This is a genomic window from Sorangium sp. So ce281, assembly GCF_051527395.1.
GTDB classification, from domain to species: Bacteria; Myxococcota_A; Polyangia; order Polyangiales; family Polyangiaceae; genus Sorangium; species Sorangium cellulosum_B.
Genome location: NZ_CP150322.1, coordinates 2,893,379 through 2,911,779 on the forward strand (window position 1 = coordinate 2,893,379; position 18,401 = coordinate 2,911,779).

The 18,401-nt window shown below is 70.8% G+C and carries 10 protein-coding genes; 4 read left to right on the plus strand and 6 right to left on the minus strand.

What is annotated here, in order from left to right:
* Nucleotides 1-14: 14 nt before the first annotated feature.
* From galK to WMF27_RS11130, 4 genes are all read right to left on the minus strand, one after another.
* Nucleotides 15-1,136: a galactokinase gene (gene galK, locus WMF27_RS11115; RefSeq protein ID WP_437768884.1), complete on the minus strand. Its 1,122-nt coding sequence runs from the start codon at nt 1,134-1,136 to the stop codon at nt 15-17.
* 411 nt (nt 1,137-1,547) lie between these two features.
* Nucleotides 1,548-4,472 carry an nSTAND1 domain-containing NTPase gene (locus tag WMF27_RS11120; protein ID WP_437768883.1) on the minus strand — a complete coding sequence of 975 codons (2,925 nt, stop codon included), beginning with the start codon at nt 4,470-4,472 and terminating at the stop codon, nt 1,548-1,550.
* 499 nt (nt 4,473-4,971) lie between these two features.
* The gene (aroE, locus tag WMF27_RS11125) at nt 4,972-5,796 is read right to left on the minus strand and encodes a shikimate dehydrogenase (protein ID WP_437768882.1); all 825 of its coding nucleotides are present in this window, start codon (nt 5,794-5,796) and stop codon (nt 4,972-4,974) included.
* Between the two features lie 131 nt (nt 5,797-5,927).
* Nucleotides 5,928-6,830 carry a bestrophin family protein gene (locus WMF27_RS11130; RefSeq protein ID WP_437768881.1) on the minus strand — a complete coding sequence of 301 codons (903 nt, stop codon included), beginning with the start codon at nt 6,828-6,830 and terminating at the stop codon, nt 5,928-5,930.
* A 297-nt stretch (nt 6,831-7,127) separates the two neighbouring features.
* Here WMF27_RS11130 and WMF27_RS11135 point away from each other — a divergent pair, with 297 nt between their 5' ends.
* Nucleotides 7,128-8,405, plus strand: a complete 1,278-nt coding sequence (locus WMF27_RS11135; RefSeq protein ID WP_437768880.1) for a metallophosphoesterase — start codon at nt 7,128-7,130, stop codon at nt 8,403-8,405.
* Between the two features lie 239 nt (nt 8,406-8,644).
* On the opposite strand, the gene WMF27_RS11140 is transcribed toward WMF27_RS11135, so the two are convergent.
* Entirely contained in the window at nt 8,645-8,911 is a 267-nt protein-coding gene (locus tag WMF27_RS11140; RefSeq protein ID WP_437768879.1) for a hypothetical protein, read from the minus strand.
* A gap of 322 nt (nt 8,912-9,233) precedes the next feature.
* Between WMF27_RS11140 and WMF27_RS11145 the strand changes: the two genes are divergently transcribed.
* The 3 genes from WMF27_RS11145 to WMF27_RS11155 all read left to right on the plus strand — a co-directional run bounded on the left by WMF27_RS11145 (nt 9,234) and on the right by WMF27_RS11155 (nt 16,034).
* Complete coding sequence (locus tag WMF27_RS11145; protein ID WP_437768878.1) at nt 9,234-11,615, plus strand: glycoside hydrolase family 9 protein; 2,382 nt, start codon at nt 9,234-9,236, stop codon at nt 11,613-11,615.
* A gap of 203 nt (nt 11,616-11,818) precedes the next feature.
* Nucleotides 11,819-13,840, plus strand: coding sequence for a bifunctional serine/threonine-protein kinase/formylglycine-generating enzyme family protein (locus WMF27_RS11150; protein ID WP_437768877.1), 2,022 nt, complete (start codon nt 11,819-11,821; stop codon nt 13,838-13,840).
* Between the two features lie 169 nt (nt 13,841-14,009).
* On the plus strand, nt 14,010-16,034 hold the full coding sequence (locus tag WMF27_RS11155; RefSeq protein WP_437944133.1) for a GAF domain-containing protein: 2,025 nt from the start codon (nt 14,010-14,012) through the stop codon (nt 16,032-16,034).
* 253 nt (nt 16,035-16,287) lie between these two features.
* On the opposite strand, the gene WMF27_RS11160 is transcribed toward WMF27_RS11155, so the two are convergent.
* Nucleotides 16,288-18,312, minus strand: a complete 2,025-nt coding sequence (locus WMF27_RS11160; RefSeq protein ID WP_437768875.1) for a rhamnogalacturonan lyase — start codon at nt 18,310-18,312, stop codon at nt 16,288-16,290.
* Nucleotides 18,313-18,401: the final 89 nt, after the last annotated feature.

Sequence of the window (18,401 nt, forward strand, 5' to 3'; positions counted from 1 at the left end):
GCCGAGCTTCGCCGCTAGGGGACGGGCCCGCCTACAAGCACCGTCGCCCGGCGGCCCGGCGTGCGCGCGTAGGCCTCCACGACGGCCTGCCCCACGCTCGCCGCGCGCCCGCGCTTCACCAGGGCCACGATCGCGCCGCCGAAGCCGCCGCCGGTCAGCCGGGCGCCGAAGACGTCCGGCTGCGCCCGCGCGCTCTTCACCAGATCGTCGACCGCCGGCACGGACACCTCGAAATCGTCGCGCATCGACCGGTGGGACGCGTCGAAGAGCTCGCCGAGGCGCCCCAGATCCCCGGCGCGGAGCGCCGCCACGGCGGCGAGCACCCGGGCGTTCTCGGTCACGACGTGGCGCGCGCGCCGGTCGAGCGGCGCCGGCAGCGACGCGATGCGCGGCTCGATCGACGCGCGCGTCGCGTCGACGTCCCGGAGCTCCGGGACGCCGAGCGCCGCGGCCGCGCGCTCGCACTCCGCGCGCCGCGTCTTGTAGTCGCCGCTCGCGTGCTGGTGAGCCACCCCGGAGTCGATCACGAGCAGCTCGGCCTCCGGGGGCAGCGGGATGCGCTCGAACGCGAGCGTCCTCGTGTCGATGAAGAGCGCCGTGCTCTCGTCGGCGAGGCTCGCGGCCATCTGATCCATCGTCCCGACCGGCGCGCCCACGAAGTCGTGCTCCGCGGCGTGCGCGATCCGGGCGATCTCCACGTCGTCGATGGACAGGCCGAGCATCGACCGCAGGGCGCGGGCGAGCGCCACGAGCAGCGAGGCGCTCGACGACAGGCCGCTTCCGAGCGGCACTGTCGACGCGATCCTCGCGTCGAAGCCGGGGATCGATGCGCCCCGGCTGCGGAGGACCGCGGTGATGCCCTGCACGTAGTCGAGCCACAGTCCGCGGCGCGCCTCCTCGCCGGCGCGGAACGAGAGCAGGGCGCCGCCGTCCACGTTCGCCGTCGCGACCTGGATGAGCCTGTCTTCCCGGGGCGCGATCTCGACGCGCGTCTTCTGCGGGATCGCCGTCGGCAGCACGTAGCCGCCGCTGTAATCGGTGTGTTCGCCGATCAGGTTCACGCGCCCCGGCGCCTCGGCCAGGACCTTCGCCGGACGGCCGAAGACGACCTCGAAGCCACTGCCCTTCACCGTCATCGCGGCGCACCCATGTTCACGGGGCGCAGGAAACCCAAATGTTTCGAGGGCGTCAAGCCACAACTGCGGGATCTGCGCCGGGTGTCGCCGTCCTTGATGACGACGTCGAACGGCCGGTGCTCGTTGATGACGTCGCGGTGGTTCTTGATGTCCTGGTATGCCGAAGGGGGCGGCGAGCGAGTCACATGCTTCCAGGCCGACCCCATCCTCTGAATGAGGAAACATGCGCCCGTGGAGGAGGAGACGGAATTGATAGTCAAGCGGACTGACGCCGACATCCCCAAGCCGCCGACCGCGGCACCTGCCCCGGATCGACGGGGCAGGTGCTAGCGCTCTACAACGTGCGTGGGGCGGCGGTGGCGAGCTTGGGGCGCGATCTGCGGCATACCGGCACGACGTGCCCGGGGCGCTCTATCGTGAACTCTCGATCGCGAGGCTCGGCCCATTCTGCTTTGGCATTTTGCTCTGCCGCACGTCCTCCACCCGCTTCTTCGCCTTGGCCTCTTTCTCCCGCGCCTTGTCGGCCTCTATGCGGGCGAGCTCCAGCTCGGTCTCGGCCTGCTCCTTAGCCTCCTCGGTGTCGCGGAGCTTCCGCTCGGCCAACCTGAGCTGCTCCTCGCTGTCCCGCAGCGCCTTCTCCGCCACGCTCCTCGCCCAGGCCTCGCTCGCGGCCTTCAGCCACGATTGCTCGTGCTGCACCATGATCGCCAAGTTCTCGCGGGTCACCTTCACGAGGCCCATCCCCGAGACCACCAGCAGCGACAGGGCTGCGATGACCCCGGTGATGAGCCGGCGCCGCCGACGCCGCCTGTGATCGGCCAGCCGGAGCACCTCCTCCAGGAAGAGCCGTTCTCGCTCCGGCAGCTCCCCCCGGTAGCGCTTGCGAAGGCCGCGCGCCTCCTCGGCCATCTCGCCGCGCCAGAGCATGTCCACGGCCCGGTCGCTCGAATCCCACAGCCTCGCGGCCGCGCGCAACCGCTCCAGGAACACCGCGTCCTCCTGGCTCTCGTCGAGCCAGCGCTTGAGCGTCGGCCACCGCTCGATCAGCGACTCGTGCACCATCTCCACCGTGCTGCCCGCGCGGTCGCTCCCCCTCTCGATCGCCAGGAGCCGCCCGTCGGCGAGCAGGCCCACCACCCGCTCGATCGCGCCTGGATCCCCGGGCAGCTCGCAGAGCTCGCTCAGGCTGGCGACGGCGCACGTCCGCTCGGGCGTCACCAGGCGCTTCAGGACCGCTCGCGCCAGCTTCGCCTGGCGCCAGCTCATCCCGGCCAACAACGTGTCGGCGTGGCTGGCCAGCGCGCCCGCCACGCCGCCGAGCGCCTCGTAGCTCGCCCGCGTGAGCAGCCGGCGCTTGCGATCGCGCATCTCCCACAGCCTGGCTGCCGTGAACTGGAGCAGCGGCAGCGCGCCGTGCGTCCTCTCCAGCGCGTCGAGGATACCCTCGACCATCGCCGGATCCTCGATCTCGTGCCGCGCCGCCTCGATCGGCCTTACCAGCGCCTCGCGCAGGTCCTCGCGCACCATCGGCCGGAGGAACACGAGGCCGCGGAGCATCGCCGCCATGAAGCGCTCGTGCCCGGCCAGCCGCTCGATGAAATCCGACCGCACCGACAGGACGAGCCGCAGCGGCGACGACGCGTCGTCGGCGATGCCCTCGAGGCACGCGAGGAACGCCGCGCGCTCGTCGGCAGGGGCGCCGAGCGTGAACAGCTCCTCGAATTGATCGAGAAACACCACGAGGCGCTTCTGCGCGCGGACCGCCCACCCGCGGAGCGCGGCGCCGAGCAGGCCCGGCTCGGCGCGCAGCCGCGGGACCAGCGCCGCCCGCGCCGCCGCGGCGCCATCCGGGGCGAGCGCCTGGAGCTCGGTGCTCAGGGCCACGCCCGGGTTGGTGAAGAGCTCCGCGAGCGCCGCCATCGGCTCGCGCCCCGGCCGCACGATGAGCGCCTCCCAGCCCTCGCCGGATCGCTTGAGCGCCGGGATCACCCCGGCCCGCACGAGCGACGACTTCCCCACGCCCGACGCGCCAGCGATCGCGAGCAGCGGCTGGCTCCGGAGGCGCGCGACCATACCCGCGACATCCTGCGCGCGGCCGAAGAAGCGGTCGGCGTCGGCCTCCTGGAAGGAGGAGAGGCCGGCGAACGGGTTCTCGTAAGCGCCGAGGTGGAGCTCCCGGCGCCCGGGCAGGAGGGGCAAGAGATCCGCCAGGAGCTCCTCGGCGGAGGCGTACCGCTCGGCTCTTCGCTTGCGCAGGCAGCGATCGATGATCGCGCCGAGCACGCCGACCTCCGGGTGGCGCGCGCTGACCTCGGGGAGCGGCTCGTCGAGGACCGGCACTCTGAGGAGAGCCGCCCTGCTGTACGGCGCGAGCGGGTGCGTGCCGAGCACGAGCTCGTGCAGCATGATGCCCACCGCCCAGATATCGCTGGACGCGTCGATCTCCGTTCCCCACCACTGCTCGGGGGACATGTACGCCAGCGTGCCGATGATCCCTCCGTCGGCGGTGAGGTGCATGTCCCCGGCGGAAGGGAAATCGGCTGCGAGGCTCGCCTCTTCGTCGCGCAGCTTGGCGATGCCGAAATCGACCACCTTGATCGCGCCCGACGCGTCCAGCATGATGTTCTCGGGCTTGAGGTCGCGATGGACGATGCCGGACGCGTGCGCGCTCGCGAGCGCGCGCACGACGGGGGCCATCATGTCGACTGCCAGGCCGGGCGGCAGCGGCGTAGTCGACACCTCCACGCCTGCCTCCGCGGGCCTGCGCCGCTCCATCCAGCCGCGGAGGCTCTGGCCGTCGATGAACTCGAGCACCATGTACGGGTAACCGTTGTGCTCGTCCACCTCATGGATCGTCACGATGTGCTCGTGCTTGCAGCGCGCGGTGGCCTGCGCCTCGACCAGGAAGCGCTGGACCCCGGGGCTGCTCAGGCGGGTGAGGAGCTTGATCGCGACGAGGCGGGCGAGCCGCGTGTCGCGCGCGAGGAACACCACGCCCATTCCGCCCCGGCCGAGCTCGCGCAGGAGCTCGTAATGGCCGATGCGGGTGCCCGCCGAAAGCGGCGGCCTCGCCTGCGATCGCTGCGAGGGCGACGGGGCGGCCGCCGCGGTTGTCGCGTGGTCATCCAGCGTGCGAGCGGCCGCGCGCACGCCGCCGGCCTTGACCATCGCCCTGTGCGGCAGGGGGGTTCTGGAGGGGGCTGCGGTGGCGAGCACCGTGTTCGCTCGGGCCACGTCCTCGCGCAAGCGGTCGCTCTTCGCCGGACCTGCCGTGAGCGTGCTCGAGCGCGCAGAAAATCGACGGAACGGCTCCTCGGTGGCTGTCGTGCTGGACATCTCCCCTCCTTCAATGCAATGCGGTGCGTCTACTCGACGCCTGCGCCGCGCATTCAATGCTGCGAAATGAACGAACGGGAGCATTTTGGTCCGATGATGTGGGACATACGCTCTGCGTATGTCCGCCGTTCATCGTCGAACGGAACGCGATCCGGGATTGCGCGCGGGGAGTGGGCCTCGGCCTCGGCGAGACGACCGAGGGGGGGACGTACGCGGACGACCCGTGCCCCGGCGCCTCGACCATTGGCCATGTCGGAGGCATGTCGGAGGGATCGTCCTGAACAACACGGTCTTTGCGGGCAGCGCGGCGCTGTTCGCGTCGGAGTCGGGCTTCGACTCGGGGATCGCGGTCGAGCAGGCGTGCGGCGCGCGCGTGCTTCACAACACGGTCGTGTCGACGCAGGCGCCGTTCTCCTATCAAGACGCGAGCACCTCGCTGCCTGACGTGAGCTCGCCGTGGTGGGGTGCGTCCGCGACCCTGACGGCTCGGGCGCGCCTCTCAGGCTCCCCGCAGCGCGGCGATCACGGGCGCGGTGTCGGGCCGCATGCCGCGCCACAGGGTGAAGCACTCGGCGCCTTGCTCGACCACCATGCCGAGACCGTCGGCTGTCTGACCCACGCCGGCCGCGCGCGCGGCCTGCACGAAGGCGGTCGGCTCCTTCTTGTAGGCCATGTCGTAGGCCAGTGAGCCCTTGTCCCATACGCCGGCGGGAAGGGGCGGCACCTCGTCGGTCATGGACGAGGCGGAGCCGTTGATGATCACGTCGAAGCGCCCGGCGATGTCGGCGAAGCCGCCGCCGGCGAGCTGGATGGCGCCGGCATGCGGGCCGAGCTCGGCTGCGAGCGCCACGGCCTTGCTGGCGGTGCGGTTGGCGATGAAGATCTCGGCCGGCTGCTCATCGAAGAGCGGCAACAACGTGCCGCGCACCGCGCCGCCCGCGCCGAGGAGCAGCACGCGCGCGCCCTTGAGCTCGCGGCCGAGGTTGTGGGTGATGTCGCGCAGGATGCCGAAGCCGTCGGTGTTGTCGCCGAGGAGGGTGCCGTCCGCGCGCAAGGTGAACATGTTGATCGCTCCAGCGGCTCGGCCGCGCGGCGTCAGCTCGTCGGCCAGCGCAAACGCCTCGAGCTTGAAGGGCATGGTGATGTTCATGCCCTTGCCGCCGCTCTTCTGGAACTCGCGCACGGCGGCGGCGAAGCCATCCAGCTCGCCGAGGATCGCGCCGTACACCATGTCCTGCCCGCACTGCCTGGCAAAGGCGGTCTGCAGCGCCGGCGACTTGGTCTGGGAGATGGGATTGCCGATGATGGCGTAGCGGTCGGTCATGGGTGCGTCCAGGCCTGAGCGACGCGGGGCCACGCCCGCGAGCGCCGCAGATCTACGATAGTGTCCAGCGAATTGCCAAGAGCGCGCGGCGCCTCCGCGGATCCAAAGGCGCCGCCGTCGCCGCGCCGCGATCAGTCCTGGTAGCTCTCGGCCTTCGACGCCATCACCAGATTGAGCGGCGACGACCCCAGGAGGTCGCGCTCGATGGTGTCGCAGATGCGGGTGAGGGGCAGGTCGTTCGGCTCGTGGCCGAACGGGTCGTCGAGCTCCCCGCCGAGCGCCTCGATCATCAGGACGGGATACGCCACCAGCATCGTCACGACGGGCGTCAGCACCCCGAGCGCCTCGACGAGGGCGAGGGGCAGCGTGGCCAGGTAGAGCGCCACGCCCCGCTGGAGCAGCAGGATGTAGCCGAGCGGTGTGGGGGTCTTGAGGATTCGCTCGCAGCCCCCGAGGCAGTTGACGAGGACGCTCAGCTGCTCCTCGGCGCACACCGCCATGTTGCGCTCGAGGCTCCCGGCCCGGACGAAGGCCGCGAGGCGCTCGGAGACCTGCTGCGCCGCGCGGAGCGGCGGGTGAGGGTGCGCCGAGAGGGCCTCGATCTGCTCCGCCGGGAGCAGCCGGTCGATCTCCGGGCGCTCGGCCTGCCCGCGCAGCGAGCGCCGCGCGGCGTGGACGAACACCACCACCCAGACGGCGACCTCGCGCGCCGCGCCCGGGTCCACCGCGGCGTGAGCGTTCACGATGCGCGTGATGTTGCGGCTCGCGTTCACGATCGAGCCCCAGAGGGTGCGACCCTCCCAGAAGCGGTTATAGGCCGTGTTCGTCCGGAACGCGAGGATGAGCGCGATCACCGCGCCGGCGACCTCGTGAATGCCGATCGAGAGCGACACGCGGGGGACGAACCTGTGCGCGAGCCAGAGCGCGGCGGCGATGACCCCGAAGGCGAGCACGCGACGCATCACGCCCGGCGACAGGGAGCCCCGCGGCGAGACGAGCATCGGCAGCCAAGCGCGCCTGGTGTAGGGGATCATCGGGGCGACCCTCGTGGCGATGCCCTCCGGGAGCACCGGAAGGAGCCATGGACGTGAAGAGGCCTCAGCCTCTCATCGAACGTGCCGATCCTCGTGTGGCCCTGTCAGGATCGCCGCCCTGATCGCCGGGATCCTGCGCGCGCAGCGCGTGGCTCACGAAGCGGAGCATCGCGCCTCCCTACCAGCGAGGTGCCTGTGCCGCAACGTCGCCGGGCGGCGCGGGCGCACGCGCGTCACACGCCAGGCGGTCGGCCTCCGGCGGCGCCTGGCGCGGACGCGCTGGACGCGGGACACTCCGTGTCCGTCCAGGCAGAGCAGACCGCGGTGGTGCTGTGCGCCTGGATCGCCTGGAGCCGCCGATTGAAGTTCGTGTCCCCCATCGTCCTGTTCTGGGCGGCCTCCGCCCTGGCCTGGCTCGTCGTCGTGGCAGCGGCGAGGCGCCGCCGGGGCGGGCTCTACGCGCGGTTCGTCGGCGTGCTGCTCGGCATCCACACCTTGATCTCGTGCGCGCTCTTCGGCCACGTCGGCCCGCTCGCGCCGGGGTTCGCGTATCTCCAGGGCGCGGTGTACCTGCATTTCTTCCTGCTCTCGCGCCCCCGGATGCGGCCGCTCGCCTACCGGGCGCTCGTGAGCATCCCCGCGTCCTACTTCGTGGCGGCGATCTTCCTGTCGTTCCCGTGGGCCATCGCGAGCGGGCTCGGGGCCACGCCATACGGCCTCTGGGTGCCCTTCGCGCTCGCCGCCGTCGGTATCCTCCAGTCGCTCACCGCCCGCCGCGAGGAGATCGAGCTCGTCGTCGATCGCGCCCCCGTCGACGGGCTGCGCCGCCACCCGCTCCCGCGCGAGGGGGCGCCCGGCGCGCGCCGGCCCCTCCGCATCGTCCAGATCACCGATCCGCACCTCGGTCCGTTCATGTCGGTCGCTCGGCTCCGCGGCATCTGCGAGCGCGCGGTGGAGCGCGATCCCGATCTCGTCGTGCTCACCGGCGATTACCTGACGATGGAATCGCAGGACACCGCGGATCACCTCGCCGAGGCCCTGTCCCCGCTCCGCGCCCTGGAGGGGCGCGTGTTCGCGTGCCACGGCAACCATGATCACGAGTCGCCCCGCCACGTCGCGACCGCGCTGGAGCGCGCGGGGGCGCGCCTGCTCGTGGACGACGCGGCGCTCGTCGAGACCGCCGCCGGGCCGGTCCAGGTCCTCGGGATGGACTTCCATTACCGCGATCGCGCCGAGCGCATGGCGGCGGTCTGCGCCCGTCACCCGCGCATGAAAAGCGCGCTCCGGCTCGTCCTGCTCCACGATCCGGGCGCGTTCCGCCACCTCGGCGAGGGGGAGGGTGATCTCGTGCTCTCGGGCCACACCCACGGCGGGCAGCTCGGCCTGGTCAGCCTCGGAGGCTCCTGGACCGCCCTCCAGCTCTTCGTGAAGATGCCCGATCATGGCCTGTGGGCCCGCGGCCCCGATCGGCTCTACGTGCACCGCGGGACAGGACACTACGGGTTTCCCCTTCGGCTCGGCGTGCCGGCGGAAGAGAGCGTGCTCAAGGTCCACCTCGCCGGCGACGGCGTCTAGCGGGCGAGGCGCCGTCGCCTTGAACGCGGCGGTCACGGAGCGGATTTCAACGCAAAGGCGCGAAAAAGACAGGGATTGAGCGAGCCGGAGAGGGATGGCTCAGCAGCGTCTGGTCCACGGCCGCGTCGAGCGTCACCGTGACCAGACCGTCGCGACTCGATGTCACCGCGCTCCAGCTCCGAGCCGCCGCGCGCCCGCTCCGGGGCGGGCGCGCTCGCCGGCGTGCGCCCCGAGAGGGCTCAGGCCGTCTCGAGGAACTTGCGCACCTGGGACTCGATCGCGCTGCCGGGCACGATGAAGGGCTTGTCCGTGATGTCCACGGAGAAGCTCTGAGCCGAGACGGCATACGTCCCCTTCACGGTCCCCGCCGGCGTCGGCACCGAGAAGTCGCCCTTGCCCTCGTTGCCCGTGAACTTGCCGCCGGCCTTCTCGATCGCCGCCTTGGCCTTCGAGACGATGTCTTGAGAGGAACCGCTGAAGGGGACTGAGAAGCTGTGCTTTGCCATGTCGTCTCCTGGGGTGCTCGATCGCCGTCCTGGTACGGCGCGAGGTGCGGCGGAGGTTAGTGCGGCCTCGCCACGGGTACCAGCGCGAACTTGCTGGGCCTTCCGCGCGCCGCAGATCGCGCGGGATGGATGGCGGATGCGCGCCGCGGGGCCGCGCGGGATGGCGGGTGATGGCAGGCCGCGCGTCGCCGGCTGGCGAACGCTGACGGGACGGCCGCCGCGACGCCTCGAACCCGCGCGTCCGTACGGATTGCGCTTGACAAGACGGGCAGAATCGCCGCTTTCTATGCGCCGATTGCTCCCAGCCGTGAACCGAGGACTTATGAAGGACCTTTTTCTCAAGCAGTCGATCCGCCCCCGAGCGGGGCGGGTGTCCGCGCTCGCGCTCGCGCTCGGGCTGACCGCCGGATGCGTGGTCACGCAGGGCCCCGGCGCGGGGGTGGCCCCCCCTGTCGGCGCGGGCGCTGACGCGAGCGCCGCGGGGGGCGAAGGGCCCGCGCAGACCAACCTGCTCAAGGCGTCCGACTTCGACGACAACAAGAGCCTGCCCTGGACCACCTCGTTCACCGCGCCTGGCGCGGGCAGCGCCGAGGTGAAGAAGGGGGCCTATTGCGTCACGGTGACGAACAAGGGGTCAAACAACTGGGACGCCCAGTTCCGCCACCGGGAGATGGTGATCCAGAAGGGGCACAGCTACACCCTTCAGTACAAGGCCTGGGCGTCCTCGCCCACGAAGGCGCGCCCGAAGGTCGGCATGTCGGGGCCGCCTTACGAGGAGTACTGGTCCGACACCGTGATCCTCGGGACAGAGCCCAAGACCTTCTCCGGCAAGTTCACGATGGGGAAGGCCGATGACGCCACGGCGGAGCTCGCGTTCCACATCGGCGGCGCCATGGCGTCGGCCAAGGAGCCGTTCGAGGTCTGCATCGACGACATCCGCCTGGACGACCCGCAGTTCAAGGCCGCCGCGCCCGTGACCGAGGCCGCGGCGCCGAAGGTCGCCGTGAACCAGGTCGGGTATCTGCCCGGCGCCATCAAGATCGCCAGCGTGAACAGCGCGGCGACCGCGCCGGTCGCGTGGGAGCTGCTCGACGCCTCCGGCAAGGCGGTCGCCCACGGCCAGACCAAGGTCTTCGGAAAGGACGGCGCCTCCGGCGATCACGTCCACCTCGTCGACTTCACGGCCGTCAAGGCGCCGGGCCAGGGCTACGTGCTCAAGGTGGGGGAGGAGAAGAGCTTCCCGTTCGACATTGGAACGGGCCTTTACCAGAAGCTCAAGTACGACGCGCTCGCGTATTTCTACCACAACCGGAGCGGCATCGAGATCAAGATGCCGTTCGCCGGCAAGCCCGAGCTGGCGCGCCCGGCGGGGCACCTCCACGACAAGAGCACGCGCTGCCTGAAGGACAGCGGCTGCGACTATGCGCTCGACGCGTCCCGCGGCTGGTACGACGCCGGCGACCACGGCAAGTACGTCGTCAACGGCGGCATCTCGGTGTGGACCCTGCTCAACTGGTACGAGCGCACGAAGCACCTCGGCGCCTCGAGCGCCGACTTCGCGGACGGCAAGCTCAACATCCCCGAGGGAAAGAACGGCGTGCCCGACATCCTCGACGAGGCGCGCTGGGAGCTCGAGTTCCTGATGGGCATGCAGGTGCCGGAAGGCAAGCCGCTCGCCGGCATGGTCCACCACAAGATGCACGACGAGTCGTGGACGGGCCTCGGCCTCGCGCCGCACGAGGACAAGGTCGCGCGCTTCCTCCACAAGCCGAGCACCGCGGCGACGCTCAACGTCGCGGCCACGGGGGCGCAGTGCGCGCGCATCTGGAAGACGGTGGACGCGGCGTTCTCGGCCAAGTGCCTGAAGGCCGCCGAGCGCGCCTGGGCGGCGGCGAAGCAGAACCCGGCCCTCTACGCGCCGCCCGGCGGCGACAAGGGCGGCGGGCCCTACGACGACACGGACGCCAAGGACGAGTTCTACTGGGCCGCGGCGGAGCTCTTCGTCACGACGGGGAAGCCGGAGTACAAGAAGTTCCTGCAGGCCTCGCCGCTCAACGCGCGTTTCCCGACGGAGATCGAGGGGGGCGCGGCGTCGATGAACTGGCGGGTCACCGACGGGCTCGGCCAGATCTCGATGGCGATCGTGCCCGGCCACGTGGACGCGGCGTGGCAGAAGGAGATCCGCGGCCGCATCGCGAAGGCGGCGGACCAGTACCTCGCCATCGCCGACAAGGAGGGGTACCGGACGCTCATCGCTCGGACGGCTGAAGGCAAGTACGACTGGGGCTCGAACTCGGGCGTGCTGAACAACATGGTCGTGGTGGCGCTCGCCCACGACTTCACCAAGCAGCCGAAGTACCTCGACGGCGTGGTGCTGGGCATGGACTACCTCCTCGGGCGCAACCCGCTCGGGCAGTCGTACGTGACCGGCTACGGCGACAAGCCGCTCGAGAACCCGCACCACCGGTTCTGGTCGCACCAGGCGAACAGCAAGTACCCGAAGGCGCCGCCCGGCGCCGTCTCCGGCGGCCCGAACTCCTCGCTCCAGGATCCTCACGCCCAGAGCGCCGGCCTCAAGGGGTGCCTCGCGCAGCGGTGCTTCGTGGACCACATCGAGGCCTGGAGCGTGAACGAGATCACGATCAACTGGAACGCGCCGTTCGCGTGGGTGACCGGCTTCCTCGACGAGAAGGCGAAGCTGTAGCCGCGCTGGCCGAAGGCGGGGTCGTCTGAACCGCCAAGCGCGCCAAGGACGCCAAGTGAAATACAAAAATCTTGGCGTCTTGTGGCGTCTTGGCGGTTTCATCCTTCCCGCAGGGTGGGGGCGCTCCCCCACCACCTGACGGCAGGCTCCCGCCGGCCGCGGTGCAGCCGCCGGCGCGCTGGTGGTACCATCGCCCGGTCCTCGTGGAGCTTCGACCCGACGCCGTCATCGCGGACAAGCTGCACCTGCTGAGGCCTCTCGGGCAGGGCGGGATGGGCGTCGTGTGGGCGGCGCGGCACCTCGCCCTCGACACCGACGTCGCGGTGAAGTTCATCCGCCCCGAGCGGGCGGCGGAGCGTCCTGCCCTCGTCGCGCGTTTCCAGCGCGAGGCGAGGGCCACGGCGCGGATCGCGCACCCCCACGTGGTGCAGGTCATGGACTACGGCGTCGTCGACGGCGCCGTGCCGTACCTCGTGATGGAGCTCCTGCGCGGGTTCTCGCTGGCGGAGCTCCTCGAGCGCGGCGGCCGCCTCAGCTTCGCCACCGCGAGGTCGCTCGTACGGCAGGTGGGGAGCGCGCTCGAGAGCGCCCACGAGCTCGGCATCGTGCACCGCGACATCAAGCCCCACAACGTCTTCATCACGGAGGGGGGCCAGGGATACCCGCTCTTCGTCAAGGTGCTCGACTTCGGCGTCGCGAAGGTGGCGGGCGACGCGGCGGTGCCGGCGGCGAACCCCGCGCTCACCGAGACCGGGATGGTGATCGGATCGGCGCCGTACATGAGCCCCGAGCAGCTCGAGGGGAGCAAGGACGTCGATCTCCGCTCCGATCTCTGGTCGCTCGGCGTGATCCTCTACGAGGCGTTGACCGGCGCGCTGCCGTTCCAGGGCAGCTCGTTCGTCGCCGTCGGCGCGGCGGTCCTGAAGGGGAGGTTCCGCCCCGCCAGCGAGCAGAGGAAAGGACTGCCAGCGTCGATCGACGACTGGTTCTCCAAGGCGCTCTCCGTCGATCCGACCTGCCGATTCCAGTCGGCGCGCGAGATGGTCGATGCCTTTCTGAGCCTGGAGGCCCGGACGGAGGTCGACGCGCCCGCGGGCCGCCATCACCCGGCCGCGTTCGCCACGACCGTGGCCGCGCCGGTCGCCCTTCTGGGCGCGCCCCACGGCGCCGACGAGCGCGCGAGAGAGGCTGTCCCATCAGGCGCGCTCGCGAGCTCAGGCACGCTCGCGGGCGGCCCTGTGACGGCAGCCCCTGTCCCCGACACCGCGGCCGGCCATACCGTGCTCCACCAGCGCGCCGCGGAGCGGCCCGCGGCGCGGGGCCGCGGGGGCGGCGAGCGCGCGCGCGAAAGGCGCCTCCGCCGCGCCGCGCCGCTCGCCGCCGCCGCGTGCGCCGCGGGCGCGGGGGTGTACCTCTTCCTGCGCGCGCCGTCGGCCGGATCGGGCAGCTGCCCGGCCGGCATGGTGCTCGTCGAAGGCACCGAGTTCCAGATGGGCTCCGACGCGGACGCGGAGACGCCCAGCGACGAGACGCCGCGACATGGCGTGACCGTGAGTCGGTTTTGCCTCGACGTCACCGAGGTGACGGTGAAGGCCTACTCGGACTGCAAGGCCTGCGATCGCCCGCAGCGAACCGTCGAGTCGGAGGGGCTGACGCCCAGCGGCCGCTCCTTCTGGAGCCAGTTCTGCAACGGCCCCGAGGCGCCGGACCACCCCGTCAACTGCGTCGACTGGTACCAGGCGAAGGCGTATTGCGCCGCCTCCGGCAAGCGGCTGCCCACCGAGGCGGAGTGGGAGCTCGCGGCGCGCGGCAAGGACGCATGGACCTACCCCTGGGGCCACGCGCCTCCCTCGGGCGAGCGCCTCAACGCCTGCGGGCCCGAGTGCAGCCGGATGCTGACGGAGCGGCTCGAGAAGGTGGGGAAGGGGCCGTGGCCTCGCATGTACAACGACGGCGACGCGGCCCCGGCGACCGCCCCCGTCGGACGATCGCCGGCCGGGAAATCGCCCGTCGGCGCCCTGGACCTGGCCGGCAACGTCTGGGAGTGGACCGAGAGCCATTATTGCCCCTACGACAGGGACGATTGCGACGACTCCCGCCGTGTGCTCCGCGGCGGCGGGTGGGATACGGTCGAGAGCCAGTATGTGCGCTCCGCGCACCGCCGCCCGAGCGCCTCCACGGCGCGCGGCTGGAGCATCGGCTTCCGCTGCGCCAAGGCACCGTAGGTCCGCGGGTCGGAGCTCCTGCCGAGCGCGACCTGGCGAGCCGCCGCTCGACCTCACGTCCTCGATCTCGATGCGCCCAGCGCTCGCGGCCGGCGTGACCTCGACGGTCGCCTGCGGGCGCACCAAGAGCTCCCGTATGATCGTGGAGTCGTTGCTCCCCTGGCCAGTGATGAGGCTGACCAGCACGGGTGGAGTCCAGGCGAGCGCGTCCTTGAGCGAGCTCCTGGAGATGGAGTCACCGACCCCGGAACGCCTGTCGGAGCGATTCGAGTTATCACGGCTCGGGAGCCAGGCGGTCCTCGCCGAGAGAGAGTTGCCGTGGCGGCGCGCGCTCCGCGGCGAGTCCTTCAACGACGAGGAGGTCTGGTACGATCGACCGACCGGCCGCAGCCTGCTGTTGCTCGTGCGCTGCCGCGCGTCGGCCGGCGAGGCGCTGCTCGCGTTCGAGAACGTCGCCGATCAGCCCTTCGCGATCCGGCTCGCCGATCTCGTGGCCAGCGTCGGCACAGCGCTGCCCAGCGCGGACGAGCCCTCGGCCCTGGCCCATGGGCTGCTCGACGAGGTGGCCGTCGCCGTTCGCGCCGACGCCGTGTTTCTCGTCGTCACCGAGGGATGCGAACGCCTCAGGCTGGTCGCCTCGGTCGGCCTTCCCGAGGCATTCGCACGAGATTGCAACCTGAACCTGGCTGCCAGCGTCATGGCGCTGGCCGTCGAGACCGGCGACATCCAGGAGGTCGCGCGCATCGAGGATCTGCCGGAGGGCGCCTTCCGCGGCACCCTGCGCCTGCTCGACCTCGGGCTCCGCGCGGTGTTTGCGTTCCCCCTGAGCGCGGGGGGCGAGCGTGTCGGGGTGCTGGGGCTCGCGCGGCGCAAGCCGGGGAAACTCAGCCGGATCGAGCGCCGCTTGCTCCGGGGCGTGGCGGGCGCCTGCGCGCTCGGGCTGCGGCAAGCGCGGCTGCGCGACGCCGAGCGCCGCGAGGCCCGCCGGCTGCGATTGCTCCGCGACGTGGCCATGGACATCGAGGCCGCCATGCCCCTGCACGCGCTGCTGCGCCGCCTGGTGGAGCAGGCCTGCGAGCTGACCCGCGCCCGTTACGGCGCCCTGGGGGTGCTCGACGCCGAGGGAACCGGGCTCTCCGACTTCATCTATGTGGGTGTCGCCGAGAAGGTCGCCGGCGACATCGGCCGCTTACCCGAGGGCCGGGGGCTCCTGGGCGCGCTCATCCACGACCCGCGGCCCTGCCGGGTGGCGAATATCCACGCCGATCCGCGGTCGGGCGGCTTCCCCGCGCATCACCCCGCGATGACGTCCTTCCTCGGCGTCCCGCTGCTCATCGGGCAGAAGGTGTTCGGAAATTTCTATCTGTGCGACAAGGACGGTGGCGCCGAGTTCGCGGAGGAGGACGAGCGGTTGGTCCGGCTCTTCGCCGCGCAGTCGGCGCTGGCCATCGCCTACGCCCAGCAAGTCGAGCGCACGCAGGAGGCCCATCGCGAGACGGACCGCCTGCGAAGCGAGTTCGCGGCCGTGATCGCTCACGATCTCCGCAACCCCGTCGCGGCCATGACGCTGCTCCTGGACGCGCTGCTCGCGAAACGCGAGGACGGTTCGGTCCTCGTGTCGGTCCAGCAACTCCAATGTTTGCGCCGGATAGGCAGCCGGATCTCGCGCATGAGCCAGGACCTTCTCGACGTCTCTCGCATCGAGCTCGGGCGGCTCTCGCTCGAGCGCCAGTCCGTGTCGCTGGAGGAGGCGACGCGCGCGCTGCTCACCGAGATCGAGCCGACCCTCGGGCAGCACCCGGTGACCCTCGACGTGGAGGGGCGTGTGCCGGAGGTCTTCGTCGATCCGGCCCGGCTGTCGCAGATCCTCACGAACCTGCTCGACAACGCCGCCAAGTACTCCGGCGCCGGCTCGCCGATCCGCGTGACCCTCCGTCCGGAGTCGGGAGGCGCGGCGCTGACGGTCGAGGATCGCGGCCCGGGGATCGCGGCGGCGGATCTGGGCAGGCTGTTCGATCGCTTCTTCCAGGCCCCGCGGGCGCGGGAGAAGAACACGGGGCTCGGCCTGGGCCTCTACATCGTCAAGGGGCTGATGGAGGCGCACGGCGGCAGCATCGCCGTGGAGAGCCCGCCGGGCCAGGGCTCGACCTTCCGGCTGTGGTTTCCGGCGGCTCAACCCGCGGAGGCAGCATAGCCTTCCCGGCGCTGAAGCTCCCACGCGTCACGGCACGACTCTGTTCTTTCTTGCGACTTTGCGCCTTCGCGACTTTGCGTTGAAATCTCTCTCCGGATCTCTGGTGGTGGACCCGGCGGCTACGGGGCGCGCGGTGTCTCGCCGCGAGGACGGTATAGCCCCTCTACCGCCGCGCATCGCAGCCTCAGCCCGTCCATGCGGCGGAGCGACGCCGCGGACGGCAGCGCTCCGGCCGCACGACGGCGCTCTGGCATCACCGCACCGTGATGTCGGGTCTGGGGGGCTCCCTCATGCCGTCGCCGATGTGGAAGCTGGTGTGCGGCGGCTGGTTGTAGGTCGCGTTTTGCGCCGACACGTTCGCGCGGTACTGCGGATCGTGCATCAGCGTGTAGATGCGGCGTCCGGTGATCTGATCGGTGGTGTAGATGCGCAGGCTGTCGCCACACAGGAACACGACCTCCTCGCGCCAGTCGCCGAACAGATCCGCGCTGAGCGTCGGCACCGATTTGGTGCCGTTGATCGAGGTGCAACCGTTCGCGGTGAAGCCCCGACCTTCGCCGTCGAAGTTCGTGACGGTGTTGCCGTCGAGCAGCTCGCGGCTCTCGTCGCCGTCCCACCAGATCAGGAAATTCACCTGGCGGGGACGGGAGCCGATATTGCGACCGTCGGCCGCGTTGAACAGGCCGGCGGTGTTGGTCCAGGCCTCACCTCCGGGGTTGTCGGGAGAGATGTCGTCGGCGGCGCCGCGGCCCGGTCCCTCGCCGTCGCTGTTGGGGCCGCGCCACAGGATCTCGCAGGTCTCCGCATCTCGGAGGAAGTAGGAGGGCACGCCGTTCGATTCGGTCGGCTGGAACACCTCGAGCCCGGGGCGCGAGGGGACCAGGTCGGTGATGTGAAGCGCGTCGCCGTGCGCGCCGAAGTTGACGGCGCACTTGCCCTTGCCGTCTGGGCCGATCGTCGCGCCACCAGGGATGATCTCCTGTCTCAAGTCGCCGTCCGTATCCGCTGCCATGACGCTGTGAGTGCCCTTGCTGGCGTAGGCACCGTTGCCGTTCGCGGACGAATCGAAGCTCCACATCAGGCTCAGCTTGCCGTCGCGGTAGTTGTACGCTCCGAACGTCGTTCGGGCGTAGTAGCCCCGCTGCATGACGACGCTCGGCTGGCCGGAGTCGTCGAGGAACGCCAGCGTGGCGTTGTAGCGATCCGAGCGGTTGCCGTTGTTGTCGCCGAAGCTGCCGCTCGTGATGGGGGCGTGGTACGCGATGGTCGCGAGCTCCGAGCCGTCGACGCCGCTGAAGATCGTGAGATATTCCGGTCCGCTCAAGATCTTGCCCGCGCCGTTGCGGTAGTCTCGGGAGTCGTCATCGTCGGCGGCGGGACCGGTGTGCAGGAACGCTCCCTTCCCATCGCGTGTGCCGGGCGCGGTCTTGACGGCGATCTCAGCGCGGCCATCGCCGTCGAGGTCGTACACGACGAAGGGCGTCGTGTGCTCGCTCTCGCGGATGTTGATGCCCAGGTCGATGCGCCACAAGAAGGTGCCGTCGGTGTCGTAGGCCGCGAGCTTGGGCTGGCCGGTGCGGCCGTCTTGCGACGGATCGCGCGGGCTGTTCTGCTCTTTGACCACGAGCTCGTAGTCGCCGTCGCCGTCGAGATCGCCGGGAGAGGCGTCACCGGCTTCGTAATCGTTGGGCGTTTTGAGCGGGATGGTCAGGTAGTTTCGCTCCCACGTGGGTGTGCCCGCGTCCCCTTCGCGCGTGTTGGCCGAGTCGCCCTGCTCGGCGCCATCGATCACGGCGCGGACGGTGTACTTCGCGTCTCCGGGGGCCCCCGGGTCGAAGTAGTTGGTCGAGTCGGTGATGGGGGTGTCGTTCACCTTGGCGCCGTCGCGGTAGACGTTGAACCCGATCTCGGGATCCTCGTAGCCCATCAACCGCCAGCTGATGAAGTTGCCTTCGCCCGAGCGCACGGCCACCACGCCGCGGCACAGGTTCTCGAGCGTGACGTGACCAGTCGCGGCGGCCGGCGTCACTCCGCAGATCGACTCGCCTGGATTGTCGCTGCCGCCCGTGCCGGCAGCTCCACCGCCCGAAGCGCCGCTGGAAGTCTGCCCGGAAGCGCCGCTGGAAGTCTGCCCGGAAGCGCCGCTGGAAGTCTGCCCGGAAGCGCCGCTGGAAGTCTGCCCCGACGCGGTGCCTGCATTCGGAGCGCCGCCAGAGCCGTCATCGCTCGACTCGGACCCGCCGCACGCACCCAGGGCTCCCGCCACGACCAGGGCCATGGTCCCATACGCAATGGCTCTCATTGTAGTGCTCGCCTTTCAAGCCAATGGAAAATAAGCCGAACGCCGACGCCGGCGCTGCCCGACGT